This window comes from Nostoc linckia z4 (assembly GCF_002608075.1).
Classification (GTDB): Bacteria; Cyanobacteriota; Cyanobacteriia; order Cyanobacteriales; family Nostocaceae; genus Nostoc; species Nostoc linckia.
On sequence record NZ_LAHA01000001.1, the window covers coordinates 1 to 16,312 of the forward strand.

At 43.0% G+C, this 16,312-nt stretch carries 15 protein-coding genes; 4 read left to right on the forward strand and 11 right to left on the reverse strand.

Going from position 1 to position 16,312, the window contains the following annotated elements; genetic code table 11:
- Positions 1-75 precede the first annotated feature (75 nt).
- Positions 76-1,302 carry a (E)-4-hydroxy-3-methylbut-2-enyl-diphosphate synthase gene (gene ispG / locus VF06_RS00005; protein ID WP_099072941.1) on the reverse strand — a complete coding sequence of 409 codons (1,227 nt, stop codon included), beginning with the start codon at positions 1,300-1,302 and terminating at the stop codon, positions 76-78.
- A 228-nt stretch (positions 1,303-1,530) separates the two neighbouring features.
- On the opposite strand from ispG, the gene VF06_RS00010 reads away from it, so the two are divergent.
- Positions 1,531-2,568 carry a cysteine hydrolase family protein gene (locus VF06_RS00010; RefSeq protein WP_099072940.1) on the forward strand — a complete coding sequence of 346 codons (1,038 nt, stop codon included), beginning with the start codon at positions 1,531-1,533 and terminating at the stop codon, positions 2,566-2,568.
- A gap of 73 nt (positions 2,569-2,641) precedes the next feature.
- Here the strand turns inward: VF06_RS00010 and VF06_RS00015 are convergent, their stop codons facing one another.
- Both VF06_RS00015 and VF06_RS40045 read right to left on the reverse strand, forming a co-directional pair.
- Positions 2,642-3,538 carry a LysM peptidoglycan-binding domain-containing M23 family metallopeptidase gene (locus VF06_RS00015; protein WP_099072939.1) on the reverse strand — a complete coding sequence of 299 codons (897 nt, stop codon included), beginning with the start codon at positions 3,536-3,538 and terminating at the stop codon, positions 2,642-2,644.
- A gap of 185 nt (positions 3,539-3,723) precedes the next feature.
- Positions 3,724-3,864 carry a hypothetical protein gene (locus tag VF06_RS40045; RefSeq protein WP_180267415.1) on the reverse strand — a complete coding sequence of 47 codons (141 nt, stop codon included), beginning with the start codon at positions 3,862-3,864 and terminating at the stop codon, positions 3,724-3,726.
- 23 nt (positions 3,865-3,887) lie between these two features.
- On the opposite strand from VF06_RS40045, the gene VF06_RS00020 reads away from it, so the two are divergent.
- Positions 3,888-5,093: an HhoA/HhoB/HtrA family serine endopeptidase gene (locus VF06_RS00020; RefSeq protein WP_099070876.1), complete on the forward strand. Its 1,206-nt coding sequence runs from the start codon at positions 3,888-3,890 to the stop codon at positions 5,091-5,093.
- Positions 5,094-5,237: 144 nt separating this feature from the next.
- Here VF06_RS00020 and VF06_RS00025 read toward each other — a convergent pair whose 3' ends face one another.
- The 3 genes from VF06_RS00025 to ispD form a co-directional block, all read right to left on the reverse strand.
- Complete coding sequence (locus VF06_RS00025; protein WP_099070875.1) at positions 5,238-5,576, reverse strand: DUF760 domain-containing protein; 339 nt, start codon at positions 5,574-5,576, stop codon at positions 5,238-5,240.
- A 427-nt stretch (positions 5,577-6,003) separates the two neighbouring features.
- Complete coding sequence (gene scpB / locus VF06_RS00030; RefSeq protein ID WP_099070874.1) at positions 6,004-6,540, reverse strand: SMC-Scp complex subunit ScpB; 537 nt, start codon at positions 6,538-6,540, stop codon at positions 6,004-6,006.
- Between the two features lie 286 nt (positions 6,541-6,826).
- Positions 6,827-7,510, reverse strand: coding sequence for a 2-C-methyl-D-erythritol 4-phosphate cytidylyltransferase (ispD, locus tag VF06_RS00035; RefSeq protein ID WP_099070873.1), 684 nt, complete (start codon positions 7,508-7,510; stop codon positions 6,827-6,829).
- 69 nt (positions 7,511-7,579) lie between these two features.
- Between ispD and VF06_RS00040 the strand changes: the two genes are divergently transcribed.
- The gene (locus tag VF06_RS00040) at positions 7,580-8,521 is read left to right on the forward strand and encodes a glycosyltransferase family 9 protein (RefSeq protein ID WP_099070872.1); all 942 of its coding nucleotides are present in this window, start codon (positions 7,580-7,582) and stop codon (positions 8,519-8,521) included.
- Between the two features lie 145 nt (positions 8,522-8,666).
- Here VF06_RS00040 and VF06_RS00045 read toward each other — a convergent pair whose 3' ends face one another.
- The 4 genes from VF06_RS00045 to VF06_RS00060 all read right to left on the reverse strand — a co-directional run bounded on the left by VF06_RS00045 (position 8,667) and on the right by VF06_RS00060 (position 12,254).
- Entirely contained in the window at positions 8,667-9,041 is a 375-nt protein-coding gene (locus VF06_RS00045) for a NirD/YgiW/YdeI family stress tolerance protein (RefSeq protein ID WP_099070871.1), read from the reverse strand.
- Positions 9,042-9,270: 229 nt separating this feature from the next.
- On the reverse strand, positions 9,271-10,743 hold the full coding sequence (locus VF06_RS42265) for a sensor histidine kinase (RefSeq protein ID WP_099070870.1): 1,473 nt from the start codon (positions 10,741-10,743) through the stop codon (positions 9,271-9,273).
- 193 nt (positions 10,744-10,936) lie between these two features.
- Positions 10,937-11,614 carry a two-component system response regulator RppA gene (rppA, locus tag VF06_RS00055; RefSeq protein WP_099070869.1) on the reverse strand — a complete coding sequence of 226 codons (678 nt, stop codon included), beginning with the start codon at positions 11,612-11,614 and terminating at the stop codon, positions 10,937-10,939.
- Between the two features lie 154 nt (positions 11,615-11,768).
- On the reverse strand, positions 11,769-12,254 hold the full coding sequence (locus VF06_RS00060; protein ID WP_180267416.1) for a CRR6 family NdhI maturation factor: 486 nt from the start codon (positions 12,252-12,254) through the stop codon (positions 11,769-11,771).
- 484 nt (positions 12,255-12,738) lie between these two features.
- Between VF06_RS00060 and VF06_RS00065 the strand changes: the two genes are divergently transcribed.
- A complete protein-coding gene (locus VF06_RS00065; RefSeq protein WP_099070868.1) occupies positions 12,739-13,185 on the forward strand; it encodes a Fur family transcriptional regulator in 447 nt (148 codons plus the stop codon).
- 109 nt (positions 13,186-13,294) lie between these two features.
- Here VF06_RS00065 and VF06_RS00070 read toward each other — a convergent pair whose 3' ends face one another.
- Positions 13,295-16,270: a pentapeptide repeat-containing protein gene (locus VF06_RS00070; RefSeq protein WP_099070867.1), complete on the reverse strand. Its 2,976-nt coding sequence runs from the start codon at positions 16,268-16,270 to the stop codon at positions 13,295-13,297.
- Positions 16,271-16,312 lie beyond the last annotated feature (42 nt).

Genomic DNA, 16,312 nt, shown 5'->3' on the forward strand with positions numbered 1-16,312 from the left:
CCCTTTTCCCTTTCCCCTTTCCCCTTTCCCCTTTTCCCTTTCCCCTTTCCCCTTTCCCCAAGGCGTTGCCACCTCCTACGGCTCTACCCAGCGTCCATCTGCTTTAATCAGATTGATTAATTCTTCTACGCCTTTGTCTTCTGGGACTTTTTTAATTTCTTCTCTGCCACGATATAAAGAAATATAACCGGGTGTTTTGCCGACATAACCATAGTCGGCATCTGCCATTTCTCCGGGGCCATTGACAATGCAGCCCATAACTGCTATGTCGAGACCAGTTAAGTGTTTGGTGGCTTCTCGGACTTTGTGTAACACTTCTTCTAAGTTAAACAAAGTTCTTCCACAAGAAGGACAAGCGACGTATTCCACCATTGTTTTCCGCAATCCCAAGGCTTGGAGAATGCTGTAACAAACGGGGATTTCTTTTTCTGGTGGTTCTGTCAGGGACACACGAATTGTATCGCCGATGCCATCAGCGAGTAATGTCGCAATCCCAGCGGTGGATTTGATTCGTCCGTATTCGCCATCACCGGCTTCGGTAACACCTAAATGTAGGGGATAATCCATACCTAATTCATCCATACGCTTGGCGATGAGGCGATAGGCGGCTACCATCACTGGTACTCGCGAAGCTTTCATGGAAATTACCAAATTCCGGAAATCTAAAGATTCACAAATGCGAATAAATTCTATGGCTGATTCCACCATTCCTTCGGGGGTGTCACCGTAGGTAAATAGCATTCTTTCGGCGAGGGAACCATGATTAACGCCAATTCGCATAGCTTTACCTTGGTCGCGCAAAGAGACCACCAGAGGTTCTAGAGTTTCGCGGATTTTTTCGCCAATTTCGTCAAATTCGACTTTACTGTATTCGGTTCTGTTAAAGTTTGGCTTTTCAAATACGTACAACCCTGGATTAATCCGCACCTTCTCTATGTGTTTGGAGACTTCCAGAGCGATTTTCATGCCGTTGTGATGGACATCAGCCACAATTGGCACGTCTTGGTAAGTTTTAATTAATTTTTGTTTAATTTCTGCTAACGCTTTAGCATGAGCCATACTTGGCACTGTGACGCGGACAATTTCGCAGCCAATTTCGTGCAAACGACGAATAGCAGCCACGGAACCATCAATATCAAGGGTGTCTTCGTTAATCATTGACTGCACCACAACGGGGTAGCCACCCCCAATGGTGACATTACCTACCTTTACGGGACGGGTTTGACGCCGCTTGATGGTTGTATCAAAGGTAGGTTGGGTTGATGTAGTCTTTGCAGTATCCGGTGTGGGCAGAGTTTGCATAACCTGTAAGGGCAAATTTGCTGTAGTTAAAATATCAGATTTGATAAATCCCTGTTTCCCAGATTGCCACAGTAGGGGTATTTTTGGGTAATGGGATGGCAAAAAAGAAAATAAAGAAAATTCAAGCGATCGCCAGCTAAATTAGAGGTTGTTTGAAAAGTGTTTTGCTGTGACTTCTAGGTACGAGAGTGTCAATGATGTTATTACAGAATAAATCAAACTGTAATTATGAATACACACACAATAACCCAACTACCAATTCCCTCGCACTTTAACGCCGATAAAGTCGGCGAAGTTTGGCGCGTACCTTACCAAGAGATTGCAGCCGCAGCCGAAACATGGGCAAAACAACACAAAATTCAACCTGCATCTTTAGACACAACTCGTATTGCCCTATTATTAATTGATGTCCAAAACACCTTTTGTATTCCGGGATTTGAATTATTTGTAGGGGGAAGAAGTGGTACTGCGGCAGTGGATGATAATCGGCGCTTGACTGAATTTATTTATCGCAATTTGGGAATAATTACAAAAATTATCCCCACCTTAGATACTCACACAGCAACCCAAATTTTCCATCCTATCTTTTGGGTGAACCCCGCGGGAGAACATCCCATACCAGCCGCTACTAGCATCACTCCTAGAGATATCGAACAAGGTATTTGGAAAGTAAACCCAGCAGTTGCTAATAGTGTGACTAATGGGAATTACGAATTATTAGAAAAACACGCTTACCATTACGTTAAGCAACTTAGTCAAGACGGTAAATATCCCCTCACTGTTTGGCCTTATCATTCCATGTTGGGCGGCATTGGTCATGCTTTAGTTTCATCAGTAGAAGAAGCAATCTTTTTTCACGGCATCGCTCGTCAAAATCAAACACAATTTGAAATTAAAGGGGAAAATCCTTTAACAGAAAATTATTCTATTTTACGTCCAGAAGTATTGGAAGATTTTGAAAAACGTCCACTTGGTCAAAAAAACACGCGCCTAATTAAGCAACTTTTAGAATTTGATATTGTAATTATTGGTGGTCAAGCTAAAAGCCATTGTGTCGCCTGGACAATTGATGATTTATTAACAGAAATTAAACAGGTAGATGCCACCCTAGCCCAAAAAATCTATTTGCTAGAAGATTGTACTTCTCCTGTGGTTGTTCCTGGTGTTGTGGACTACACAGAACAAGCAGATGCGATATTTACAAGATTTGCAGAAGCAGGAATGCACATCATAAAATCTAGCGAAAATATAGCATCATTTTTTTAACGCAAAGGAACGCAAAGGTTTCGCAGAGAAACACAGAGGTTTCCTTTGGTTCCTCTGTGTTTCCAAACAAACCTCATTTCCTCAAATAACCCTTGGGATCTTGGGCTACCCAACCCAGAGATGAGCTAGAACGAACTTCAAAATGGAGATGGGGCTGACTGGCGCTTGGTGTACCACTGGTGCCTACAGTTCCTAATAAGTCGCCTTTGTTCACTTTTTGACCAACAGAGACATTGATACTGTCAAGTTGAGCGTAGCGGCTTTGTAGTCCACCACTGTGGTTGATGATAACCAACTTGCCATAACTACCTTGGTCATCGGCAAAGGCTACGGTTCCAGGGGCAATAGCTAGCACTTCTGTACCAACTGGTGCTAACAAATCAACGCCGCTATGGAAGAAAACTTGACCTGTACTAGGATTTATCTGCCAGCCGTAAGCTAATGCCACATTTGTCATTTCTGCCAACGGGTATCCCGACAGAGATACCCGATTTTGCGTTCCTGTATCAGTGGGTACAGGAGCCTTGGTGACAACACCATCAGGCGACCAATTTACCCCTGGAACAAAAACGATTCTGGGGTTTTGTTGGCAACCATTCACCTCAAAAAGGCTATCAGGACGAACTTTGTATTTTGCTGCCACTTGCCGCCAAGTTTGACCCCTGGGCACTTCCACTACAATCCCATTGTACGGAGGAATTTGCAGGACAGTACCAACGGTAGCGATCGCCCCATTGTTCTGTAAAGCTGGATTCATACCAATAATAGTTGTGGGAATCAAATTGTAGCGCTGCGCTATAGTCTCCAAAGTTTCGCCACGAACTACTTTATGACGTTGGAAGCGAGATAGGGCTGGAGTTGGGCAACCATCCACAGCAGCATTGGCACTGTTCAAGTTTGGCAGTATGGATACTAGACCCAAGACGCTAACTAAGCTACAGAGAAATAGTTGACGAACAGGTAAAGTCATGTATACAAGTCAAGAGCGCATTATTAGATTTTAGATGGAGATTTGGGGATTGGGGCATGGGGCATGGGGCATTGGGTATGGGGTATGGGGCATGGGGCATGGGGAAGGGGAAAGGGAAAGGGGTAAGGGGAAAAGGGGAAAGATTTAATTTATTCCTTTTCCCTTTTCCCTTTTCCCTTTAACCTTTAACCTTTTCCCCCATCTCCCCATCTCCCCATCTCCCCATCTCCCCATCTCCCCATGCCCCATCCTCCATGCCCAATTCTCCTAAATAGATCTGTCCACTTGCCGTTGGCTTGACTACACTTAGAAATTAGCAACTGCATTGCTGTCCTTGAGCAGAATGATTATGAAGTTATCCTTAAAGCAACTGGCCGTTTATCTGTTTTTACTGGTGATCGGCGGTGGTGCAGGTTTGTTTGGCAGTCGTTTTCTACTGCCACAAAATTCCTCGTTTCAACAGTTAAAAAATGTCACAATAGCTTTGCCCCCAGAACCAGTAGTTCCTAGTTCTCCCAACGGAACCATCGGTGGTACTGGAGGCGATAATGTAAATTTTATTGCAACGGCAGTGCAAAAAGTTGGGCCGGCTGTGGTGCGAATTAATGCCACTCGCAAAGTAGCCAATCCCATTTCTGATGCTTTGAAGAATCCCCTCTTACGGCGATTCTTTGGAGAGGACGAACAACCAATTCCCCAGGAACGCATTGAACGCGGTACGGGTTCGGGATTTATTTTGAGCGAAGATGGACAACTACTTACCAACGCTCATGTGGTAGCCGATACAGATACAGTATTAGTTACCCTCAAGGATGGTCGGACTTTTGAGGGTAAGGTGGTGGGAGTCGATTCCATGACTGATGTGGCGGTAGTGAAAATCAAAGCAAATCATCTACCGACGGTGAAGTTGGGAAATTCACAAAATTTGATACCAGGACAATGGGCGATCGCTATTGGCAATCCTCTGGGTTTAGATAACACTGTCACCATTGGCATCATCAGCGCTACAGACCGCACTAGCACTCAGGTTGGCGTCCCAGATAAGCGGGTTAGTTTTATCCAAACTGATGCAGCAATTAATCCTGGTAATTCTGGCGGGCCGTTGTTGAATGCCCAAGGGGAAGTGATTGGTGTGAACACCGCCATCCGCGCTGATGCCCAAGGACTAGGCTTTGCCATCCCCATTGAAACCGCCGCCCGCATCGCTAATGAGCTATTTACCAAAGGGCGTGTAGAACATCCCTTCTTGGGCATTGAAATGGCAGATCTATCTCCAAGCAGAAAACAGCAGATTAATCAAGAAAATCAGCTGAATATTCAGCAGGAAGTAGGGGTTGTCATTAAAGGAATAACAGAGGACTCTCCAGCCAAGCAGGGGGGACTTCTTGCTGGGGACGTGATTCAAAAAGTCAACGGCCAGCCAGTTAAAACTTCAGCCCAAGTACAAAAGCTAGTAGAGTCCAGTAAAGTTGGAGATATTTTAGCGATGGAAGTCAATCGTAGCGGTAAAGTTCAAACCTTCAAAGTGCAATCAGGAACTTACCCCAAAAAATAGCTGGGAGTTAGAAGTTATGAGTGAGGAGTGAGAAGTTAAGAGTTAGAAATTATGAGTCAGGAGTGAGGAGTTAGGAGTTAGAAGTTAAAAACTTTCCACAATTCTTAACTCATAACTCAGAACTCCTAACTTTCACCTCATCACTCATAACTTTTGTTCTAAATGCATCCTCTGTTCCATCTGACGCAGAAAATAACCCGTCATCATCGCAGATGCTAGAAGCCCAGCTAGGTTCTCCCGATCTGTTGTAATTTGTACATTGAAATTTTCTGCCGGGAGCATTCCTACTAACCCTTGGACATTTTGCGAAATGATTTGTTTAATTTCAGGGCTAACAGACTGGGCTACCCTGGCTAAAACATCAGGAGACTGATGTTGTAAGTATTTGAGTAATTGATTGGGGTATTCTTCAGAGTGATCCGAAAGAAGTTGATTAGGGTGTTCCTCAGGGTTGTCGTTCAAAAAGTCAGGATTAAACACCATTGGCAGTTTTATTTAGCTTAATTGCTAACTCTACTCTAAACCATAGTACAAGGGTAGCGCATTCACCACGGGTATAAGTCATTAAGAGGACGGGGTAAACTCGGCATGGGGAAAGGGGTATGGTTCGATAAGCTCACCAACCGGGGAAAAGGGGAAAGATGAAATTTATTCCTTTTCCCGTGCCCAAGGACAAGGGGAAAGGGAAAGGGGTATGGTTCGACAAGCTCACCAACCGGGGAAAAGGGGAAAGATGAAATTTATTCCTTTTCCCTTTAACCTTTAACCTTTTGGCCTGCCCAAGGACAAGGGGAAAGGGTAAGGGGTATGGTTCGACAAGCTCACCAACCGGGGTAAGGGGGAAAGATTGAATTTATTCCTTTTCCCTTTAACCTTTAACCTTTTCCCCATGCCGAGTTTGCCCCATTCCCTAATCCCCACTCCCCACTCCCTTGAGTTCTAGTTCTAGTTGTTGTTCTTTTTGGTTATTGGAAATTATTTGCGGAAGTTCTTCGATTTGGAAATATTGATGAAATTTTGGGGTGACTTGCAGTGAGTAAGAGCGAGAATCGCTGTCTCGCCGCTTGCGGACGAAACCAAGTTCAACTAATTCTGGAACGTGCTGATATACGCCTGAACCTCGTAAATTAATTAAGTCGCTCTGGAGTATGGGATTATTGAGAGCGATCGCCGCCAATGTTCGCAATGCACCTACACCCAATTCTACTGGTATCATTGTTTGCACTAAATCGTGAAAATCAGACCTGAGTTGCAAACTGTAACCATCTGGGGTTTCTACTACCTCTAAGGCACTATCTCGGTGGGCATAATTATCCATTAATTCAATGATGCCTTCCTTAACAGTGGCGCGATCGCAAGCGGCATACTCGGCGATTTCGCCGAGCGACAAGGGTTTACCCTTTAAATAGAGAATCGCTTCTATCTTAGTCGCTGTGGCTGTAATCATTTAGTCAATAGTCATTGGTCATTGGTTATTAGTCATCAGTCATTGGTCATTGGTCATTAGTTGTTTACAAAAGACGAATGACAAATCACAACTAACAATCAACAAGTCTCTGGGATTTTATACTAAAATGTCAAAAATATTTTAACAATTTCAAAATTAGGGAGTAGGGGAGTAGAGGAGACAAGGGGAAAGGGAAAGGGGTAAGGGGAAGGATTAAATTTATTCCTTTTCCCTTTTCCCTTTAACCTTTTCCCTGCCCAATGCCCAATGCCCAATGCCCAGTCCTTTAAAAACCCCTACTTGTGAGGATAAATTCGGCGATCGCTAAATCTTGCGGGGTGGTCACTTTTAAATTTGTCTCTTCGCCTTCCACAATTCTGACTTCAATGCCACATTTTTCAAATAAAGCTGCATCGTCTGTTACTTGCCAACCTTGGCGCAGGCCTTCGGTATGACACTGTTTCAACAATTTGACATCAAATCCTTGGGGAGTTTGTGCTGCCCACAGTTTTTGTCTGTCTGGCGTGCTTTCAATTATTCCTTGTCCATTGACAATTTTGATGGTGTCTTTGACGGGTACGGCAGCAATTAAACCGCGACATTCGCCAATGGCTTGGGCACAGGAATTAAATAAATCTGGTGTAATCAGACATCTGGCTCCGTCATGAATTAAAACTTGTTGTGCATTGGCTGGAAGCGCCTGTAAGCCATTGTAAACAGACTCTTGGCGGGTGGAGCCACCGAGAATGAATTCCACTGGTTTGGTGAGCTTGAGGTCGGCGACAATTGCTTTCAAATCAGGCCAGTCAGTTGGTTGAGAAATTATTCCGATCCAATTGATTTTACTGGCGGCTTGGGCAGCTAACAAAGTCCAAGCAATAATTGGTTGCGATCGCACTTTCAGCAGGAGCTTATTGCGGTTACTCCCCATTCTTTTTCCGATCCCCGCAGCTGGAATTAGTAAATACACAGAATTCCTCAATCTTTAAGCTATATATTTTCCCCTAAAATAAGGAGCGAGTAAGCGTCAATAAATATTATGCGAGTAGTAGCCCTTGTACCTGGCGGGATTGGCGACCAAATTCTCTTCTTTCCGACTCTAGATGACCTGAAGCGCTATTACCCAAACGCTCAGATAGATGTCGTTGTTGAACCCCAAGCAAAGGCCGCCTACCAGGTCAGCAAGTCAGTTCATGAGGTGCTGGCTTTTGATTTCAAAGACCGTAATAGTTTGGCAGATTGGGGCAACTTGGTGGGCAACATTCGCGATCGCGAGTACGATGTTGCCATTGCTGTTGGGCAAAGTTGGTCGATTGGTCTTTTACTTTGGTTGACCGGAATTCCCATACGCATTGGCTACCAAGGCAAGGGTTCGATTTATCTAACCCAGACTGTGCCTTTCAAACCATCTCAGTATGGCGCGGCGGCATATCACGAGCTGCTGCAACCATTGGGTATCAATACTCCTGTACCAGAGTTAGCAGTAAATGTGCCAAAACCAGATATTGAGTGGGCACAAAAAGAACAAAAACGCTTAGGGGTACATGAAACAGGCTATGTCTTAATTCATGGTCAAGCTCAAGAACAGGATCGAATTTATCCTGTGGAGAGTTGGCGGCAAATTATCCAAGATTTCCAATATAAGCAGCCGGATCTGCCTGTGGTGGTAATTAAGGGGGCTGAGGATGACCAGTTTGTGCGATCGCTTCTGGAGTCTTCTCCAGGTATCAAGGTGACTGCCCCAAGCGATATTGGCAAGTTAACTGCCATGATTGCTGGGGCAAATTTGATGTTGTCTACTGATAGTGCCGCACTACAACTGAGTGTTGCAGTACAAACTTATACGATTGCTCTATTGGGCCCCACGGAACCAGCTAAGTTGTTGCCGAAAAACGATAAATTCCTTGCCATTAAATCCCCTACGGGCAAAACGGCAGATATTTCACCAAATGCTGTTTTGGAGAAAGTTTGGGGTGGCTAAATGGGCAGTTTTTCCTCAGTCGCGATCTCACGTTGTCTCGATCTGCGATGGGTAATTGACAGATGAAGTTAGCCAATGGGTAATGGGCAATAATCAAAAGCTATTGCCCATTACCCATTGTCTTTGTTTAAATAATTTTGCTTGGTTATTTGCGATTGTGGCGTGCCCGTCCGCCTGCCCAGGGGGGTGGCCCTCCAGCATTACGAATGCGAATCACTTCGCCGTTACTGCGAGTGATGCTGAAGGCATCAAAATCATAGTCGTCGTATTCTCCCACAACGGTGACTTTTTCACCTTGGCGCAAATTTAGCTGATGATACCACCGGGGGCCAGCATCTACAATGATTTGTCCAGTGCTGTCCTCTAAGATAAATTCATTGCCAACAACGCTGCGAATTTCACCAGAAACGCTGACTCCCGGATCGCGCTGCAAATCACGAATTGGGGTTTGTGCCTGGGCGGTGGGAATAACTACCGCTAACAGTGCTGATGTAAAGGTCATAGCGACAGTGGATTTCATAGGAATTTATTGCTTTGAACTACACTGCGTAAACTATAAAAAGGAAGTATGACCAGAAAATGACCAGAAATTGGGCTGTTAATTGTTGACGGTTAAGAGTCAACCAATTTTGGATTTTAGATTTGTGATTTTAGATTTGTTCCGCCCACAAGGGGGGGCTTGTACCAAAGAAATAATCCAAAATCCAAAATTTAAAATCTAAAATTGGCACGATCAACCTAATTCGTAATTACAATTTGTTCGGGTGAATGGTTCGGCTAAGGGGCAGGGCTATTTGAAAGGTTGAGCCTTGACCAACGGTACTAGTAAGATTAATTTGTCCCCTGTGAACTTGGACAATTTGTTGAGCGATCGCCAATCCTAGTCCAAATCCACCTGATGCTCTAGAACGTTTGGCATCGACTCGGTAAAATCGTTCAAATACATGAGGTAATGCATGGCTGGGAATGCCAATGCCGGTATCTGTAACTTCAATTAAGGCTTGTTCTGTCTGTCTAATCAGGCACAATTCGATGCTTCCACCAGCGGTTGTGTAGCGACAGGCATTGCTGAGGAGATTGGCGATCGCCTGTTGTAACAAATTTGCATCACCATGAACTACAACTGCGCCATCGGGTAATCGATTTGTGAGTTCTAAGGAATGAATTTTGGCCTGTGGTAACCATTCTGCGGACAGATTGCGTAAAAGCTCTGTTAAATCGACAGATTTCATTGATTCGGGAGCCAATAAGCCTTCGTGTCGCGCCAAAAATAACAAATCACCCACCAATGTACTCATCTGTTTGGTAAGAGTGATAATCTTCTCAATGCGCTTTCGCAGTGGTATTGGTGAGGAATCTAGCTCATCTATATCCATTAGCCCAACTTGGGCGTTACTCATGATTGCTGCTAAAGGTGCCCTGAGTTCGTGAGAAGCATTAGCAGTAAATCGCTGGAGTTGTTCGCATACTTTTTCTAAACGCTGATTGGTTTCTCGCAAATTGATTTCTCGGTTGGCTAATTCTCGCTCTAGTTGATAGAAAAGATGAACTGCAAACAAAGCTGCCATCGTCCCGAACACCACAGAAATACACAATACAATCCAAGTAATTTGCCGATAAAAATCTTGATGTTGTCTGCGCTGTATTAACAATTCTTCTTCAGTTTGAGCAAAGCGATCGATTTGTTCTCGCACCCGATCCATTGTTAACTTCCCTTCCTCCAACCACTCGTAAAGGGAAGCCACGGGAACCAAGGTATCGGTTTGACCGCGAATTCGTTTTAGTTCTCGCTGTAAAGTTAATTTTTGCTGAAATATTTCTAAATTATCATCAACCAGTGTGCGAATTTTTTGCATTTGCTGGGTTTGCTGAGCATTGTCTTGTACCAGCTGTTCTAATCGATTCAAGGATGGAGGAATAATTGTCTGAGCTTGCTTATAAGGAGCTAAAAATTCCTCGCGTTGAGTTAGCCCATAACCTCGAACTCCGGTTTCGGCATCAATCAAGGCGTTGAGAAGCTGTTTTGTTTCTAGGCGTACTGTTTGAGTATGCTGTACCCAGGTTTCATCTTCTACCAGACTTGCTTTTAACCACGCAAAGGCTGATAAAGCCATAAACAAGCAGGTGATGGGAATGGCAACGATCGCTGTTCCCCGTACTCGAATTGGTAGAGTTTGCCAGCTTTGATACAGCCGTTGAACCCAATAATACCAAGTTGGCATAGTAATATCAGTTCTCCAAAAGACGGCTAGAGATGGGGACGGGGGGACGCGGGGACGCGGGGATTGATTTGTTGCGAAATTTTAGAGAATTGGTGTAAGTATTGTTTGAAATTCTTGGAACAGCTTTGCACTAAAGACTTCTAATCCAAAATCCAAAATCCAAAATCCAAAATCCAAAATCCAAAATTGATAATCACCCAGAAGTCGGTTCTAAACGATAGCCGGTGCCATAAACGGTTTCAATCCAGGTTTCTAGATTGATTTCGCGGAGTCGTTGGCGTAAGCGTTTGACGCGAGCAACTACGGCATTGCTTTCAGGTTCTTGTCCCCATTCCCAGAGTGCCTGTTCAATCCGATCGTGGGTGAGTATTTGGTGAGGATGCCGCATCATGTATTCTAGTAGTTGAAAGTCGCGGCTTTTGAGTTTCAAGCTGGCGCTTCCCCATTCCAAGCGCATGGTGTCCAGATGCAGGCATAGCCCGTTGACTTGTAATGTATCACCACACCACAATGGCGATCGCCGCCGCAATGCTCGCACCCGTGCCAGTAATTCTTCTATATCTACAGGTTTAACAAGGTAATCGTCGGCTCCAGCATCTAGCCCCATGACTTTATCGGCAGTGGTATCTTTTGCCGTCAACATCAAAATAGGAGCCGCTTTCTTTGCTTGACGATACTGTTTACACAGAAAAATACCGTCTTCATCGGGCAACATCCAGTCAAAAATCAGCAGATCGTAATCTTTTTCACCCATCAACCATTGGGCTGTTGCTCCATCTTCCACGGCGTCTACAATATGCCCTGAGCGAGCCAAGGCTTCATGAAGGGGTTCAATTTGCTCCGGATCGTCTTCTACTAGCAAAATTCGCATTGTTAGCTGGGGAGTGGGTAGAGACGCGATTAATCGCGTCTGGGGAGTGGGTAGAGACGCGATTAATCACGTCTGTACAAGAGTGGGGAGTGGAGGAAGAGATTCTGACGTGATTTTGTATAATTTACTACCTTAATGTTCGCTGTTGAGAAATTTAAAATATCTCGAAAAAAGCATCGTCTAATTCGTAACCGAGCATTTGTGCCATAGATTTCAGCCGCGATAAGCTGGGAATGTTTTGCTGTTTGAGCCAATCACCCAAGACAAAAATTTTGTGCATCAAAAATATCTCTAAAGCTTCGGGATTATACTGAATTCCTTCTTGGGAACTGAACTGATGTGGTACTAGCATGGCGGCGTAACGAGCAAATTCTCCAGATTTCCAATCTAGTAAAAATGGTAACCAAGGGTATTTGGCATCTAGACGCACAAACCACAGCCGAATCTCTGGAATTTCTGAAAGTTCCCTTGGATCGCCTGGTTCTTGTTCGTAATTAATATCAAATCTTAGCTGCTGTTCGTGGGAAGCGACCCCATCTTGCAGCAATTGTTCAATTACCACGAGAGCAGGCGACAGATCTAAATTGTTAATCAATTCATTATTAAGTGCGATCGCAATTGGTTTTGACTCAGCAGCCACTTTGTTTATGCTCAACTCTAGGATCGAGAATACACAGTAGCAGTTTTGAGCCATCGATGCTACATTCTGCCAAAAACTCCTCAGTCATAAAACTTGTAATGTCTAGCGATCGCAGCTCACATCATAATGTTGCTCAATTGAAATATTACTTTTACACCTGCTATAATTACACACCTTTAACTCAAAAATTACTACATCATTAATATGGCATCCCACCAGAATAAGTGTCTTTTGTCAAGGCAATGCCTACTTTCAGGTAGACATTTACCTCATTTTTAAGCTAAAGTTGTAATGAGTTTGTTTTAGATTAAGGTCGGCAAATTAGGCATCAAAAGCAAAAAATCATTATTGCAACCTGTGACTTACGCAGCATTGAAAGGCAAAACACAAGTACAGGTACAAAAATTTTGTGTAATAGCCTTGCATATTTGAATAATAAATAAACATTGAGATGGGAAAATTCCCCGAACAGTTAATAAGCTGTATGCAAAAACAAACAATTTCTACAAGACCAATTCGTTCCTTAGAAGATGCGCTAGAACGGTGTCAAGTACTGGGTATGCGCGTCAGCCGTCAGCGTCGCTTTATTCTAGAACTGCTTTGGCAAGCTAACGAACATCTTTCTGCTAGAGAAATTTACGATCGCTTGAACCAACAAGGTAAAGAAATCGGTCATACTTCGGTGTATCAAAATTTAGAAGCATTATCAAGTCAAGGAATCATCGAGTGTATCGAACGTTGCGACGGGCGTTTGTACGGCAATATTAGTGATTCTCATAGTCACGTCAATTGTATAGATACAAATCAAATTCTAGATGTTCACGTCCAACTACCAGAAGATTTTCTACGCCAAATTGAAGAACAAACAGGAGTGCGAATTACGGACTATAGTATTAACTTTTATGGTTACCGTAATTCAGAAGAAAGTTAGGGATTGGTGACTGATGACTGCGGAGTTACTATTCTCCCATGCCCACTTGCCCTGAGCGAAGCCGTTCGCGTAGCGTCTCGCAGAGAAGGGATGCCCAATGCCCAATGCCCTATTCCCCAATAGAATTATTGCCAAAAACAGTTTCATCAACTGCCTCATTTTCATATAAATCTACTGGTAAAATTGTGCCTTCGCAGCTTTCAATTAGTCCGATTGTTGCGGGATGATGCCAATTAATATCTGTGTTGGATGTGATTTTTTTGGGGTTCAATGAGGGTTGCTGCCATCGCAAATTTTTTAATTTTTGAAATGCTTCTTTAGCAAACAAAGCACCATTGTCAGCAGCTATTTTTTTGTTGCTTTCACTCAGAATTGCCTGAAATAAGCAAGCATTGGTGAGATTGGCAAAATTCAGATTTACACCCGTTAAATTAGCCTGTTGAAGATTTGCACCCGTTAAATTAGCCTGTTGAAGATTTGCACCTGTTAAATTAGCCTGTTGAAGATGTGCGCCTGTTAAATTAGCCTGTTGAAGATTGGCATTTGTGAGATTCGCTCCCATTAATTCGGCATTGGATAAGTTTGTTTGTTCAAGATTTATTTGAGTCAACGTCACTTGCAATAAAGAAGCACCTGATAGATTGATTCCAGCTAGAGATTTGATTCTGGTTATGAAAGCAGTTTTGTGTAAAACAGTTGTCCTAGCAATTAACATACTCAAGGCCTCTGGATTGAATTCTGTGAAATTTACTGGATTTCCACAAGGCCAAAAAGGAATTTTTGTTTCTCGATAACAAGCACAAAGCAATAAAAACACATTTAGTCCCACCGCAGCGTTTACCTGTTCGACATTCACAGGATTTTGTAATGCGTGAAAATCAATCAAAGCTTTGTGTGCTATTCCTTCATCTAACCAACGTCCTTCACAGTAACCACGCCAGAAAGATAATAGACGTTGAAATAAAACTTCAAAAGAAAATCGATTTTTTTGCTCCTTGCGTAATCCCTCAATAGTTAGTTCTTCAATTTCCTGACTCAGAATGCCATAACCCAGTAAATTATAAATATGCTGGGCTACACTATCGGGAGAATCAAGCACAAAACTCAGCGCCCCGTAATCCTCATTTCGGTATTGAGTCAACAGTTTTAATTCATCAGCAACAGCTTTCGCACAAAGATATTCTCCCAACTTCACATGGGAAAATTCCACTAAATTACTTTGCGCCTTTGCGCCTACCCTGCGGGAACGCCAGAGGCGAAGGCGTGAGCTTTCCAAATCGCTAATCTTAAAATAAAATCCCGCTAAATTATGACATTCCTGATTAATTTGGTAACGCTGCGAGTGTAGAATTTTTAGAGAAACCGCTTGCATCTGTTGAAGTAAATCTTCCCCATGAACATCGCCCAATAAATTCGCGATGGCTTCTGGAGTCCGGTGAATATGAGCAAATCCCCATCGCAAAAGCATAGTTTTCATACCACCACTTAGCGGATAGCCCAACAACCAACAATTCAAGCGATGATGAATTTCCCATAACAAAGTAGCTTTGCTAGTTAATTGCAATACCTCATCATCTAACAGCCCTTCACGGTGCAAAATAGCTAATAAATGTAACATTAAAGGTTGACGCACAAAAACAGACAACTCTAGAAATTTTGATTTTCCAAATAATCCCGCCTGTTTTAAAAACGTAAATAAATTTTGGGCAATGGGCAAGGATTGTAATTTTGTCCACTGCTGAAACCATTGTTTGAGTTCTTCGACATCAAAGGGCTGGATATGAATTCGCTTCAAAAAAAATAATACTTCTGGGTCGATTTCCTGCAATGCATTTGACTGAGTTGTTAACACAACTTTGTGGCGATTTTGAGCTTGAAAATTGAGCAATTGCTGGATAAAAATTGCTTTTGATTTAATAAAGCCAACAGAAGGTGGTAGCTCGTCCAGACCATCTAGCAACAACAAACAGCGAAGATTTTCTTGTTCTAACCAAGTTGAAAGATTAACAGAAAAAGCGGAATTCAAAGTTTCAATTAAAGTTTTGCCGTATGTTATATCTCGCAATCTAATTACTATCGGCATCCAATCAGGATAAAGTTTTTCTGCCACTTCTGCTGCCCAAAGTTGGCAAAAACTAGTTTTTCCATAACCTGGTTCTGATTCAATAACAGCGATGGTTTCTAAATCAGTTAGCTGTTGTTGTATCCATGTTTTTAAATCAACTGGCGTCAGAGTTTTTTTATCTTGTTCGGCAATACTTTCTTCTATTATTAAGCCTTTTTGGGCTACATAAATATCTTTAAGAGTAAAGCATTCTGCGAGCAATGGTGTACTGAGATTTTTAATCAAACTTGCTCGGTAAATTTCTCGCTGCCAGTCAATTTTATCGCTGGCTGTAGAATTAACAGATGAAATTCCCAATCGGACAAATTTTTGCAGTTGGGCTAAAGCAGCAGCATTTTCAGTAACCACTACTAGCAAATGACCGGGAAATGAGTTGAGCAAACGCTGTGTTATCAGTTTAGCTTCAGCTTCCTCTGCACCATTGACCATGAACCAAGCTATGGCAGCATTATTTATTTGTTGTACCAGTAATGAGTCAGCAAGCAAAAATAGTGCTTGTTCAGCTTGGGTGTCAGTTAATTTACCAGGAGTGAGAGTTTTCAGGAGTCCTTGCAGTTGAGGATCTTCAAGGAGGTTTGCTTGGCTAAGTATTTTTGCTCGGTTTAGCCAGGGTCTTTGCAAGCTTGATTCTTGCTTTAAAATTGTTTGCAAAGCTTGGAGATAGGCAATTTGAAAGGCTAGCCATGTACCTTCGTTGCGTTTTAAAGGTTTTTTTTGGCTGAGGCTACGCAACAAGCTTGCTGTCAACTCAGAAATAACGCTGATTTCTTGGTAAACAACAGTTAAAGGTAGTTCTAAAATTTCTACTAAAGTACAGATATCAAAAGGTATCAGACTTTTGACTTCCATATCCCGAACAATACGGTAGGCCATTCCCGCCAATTGTCCCGCAGAAAATCCACTGATGCCATTGATTGCGATGTTATGTTCTGCCAACCAGTGCCTAAGACTCAGGTTCATTTAATTACAAACTGAAGGCTGCTATGGCAATTATGATCGATT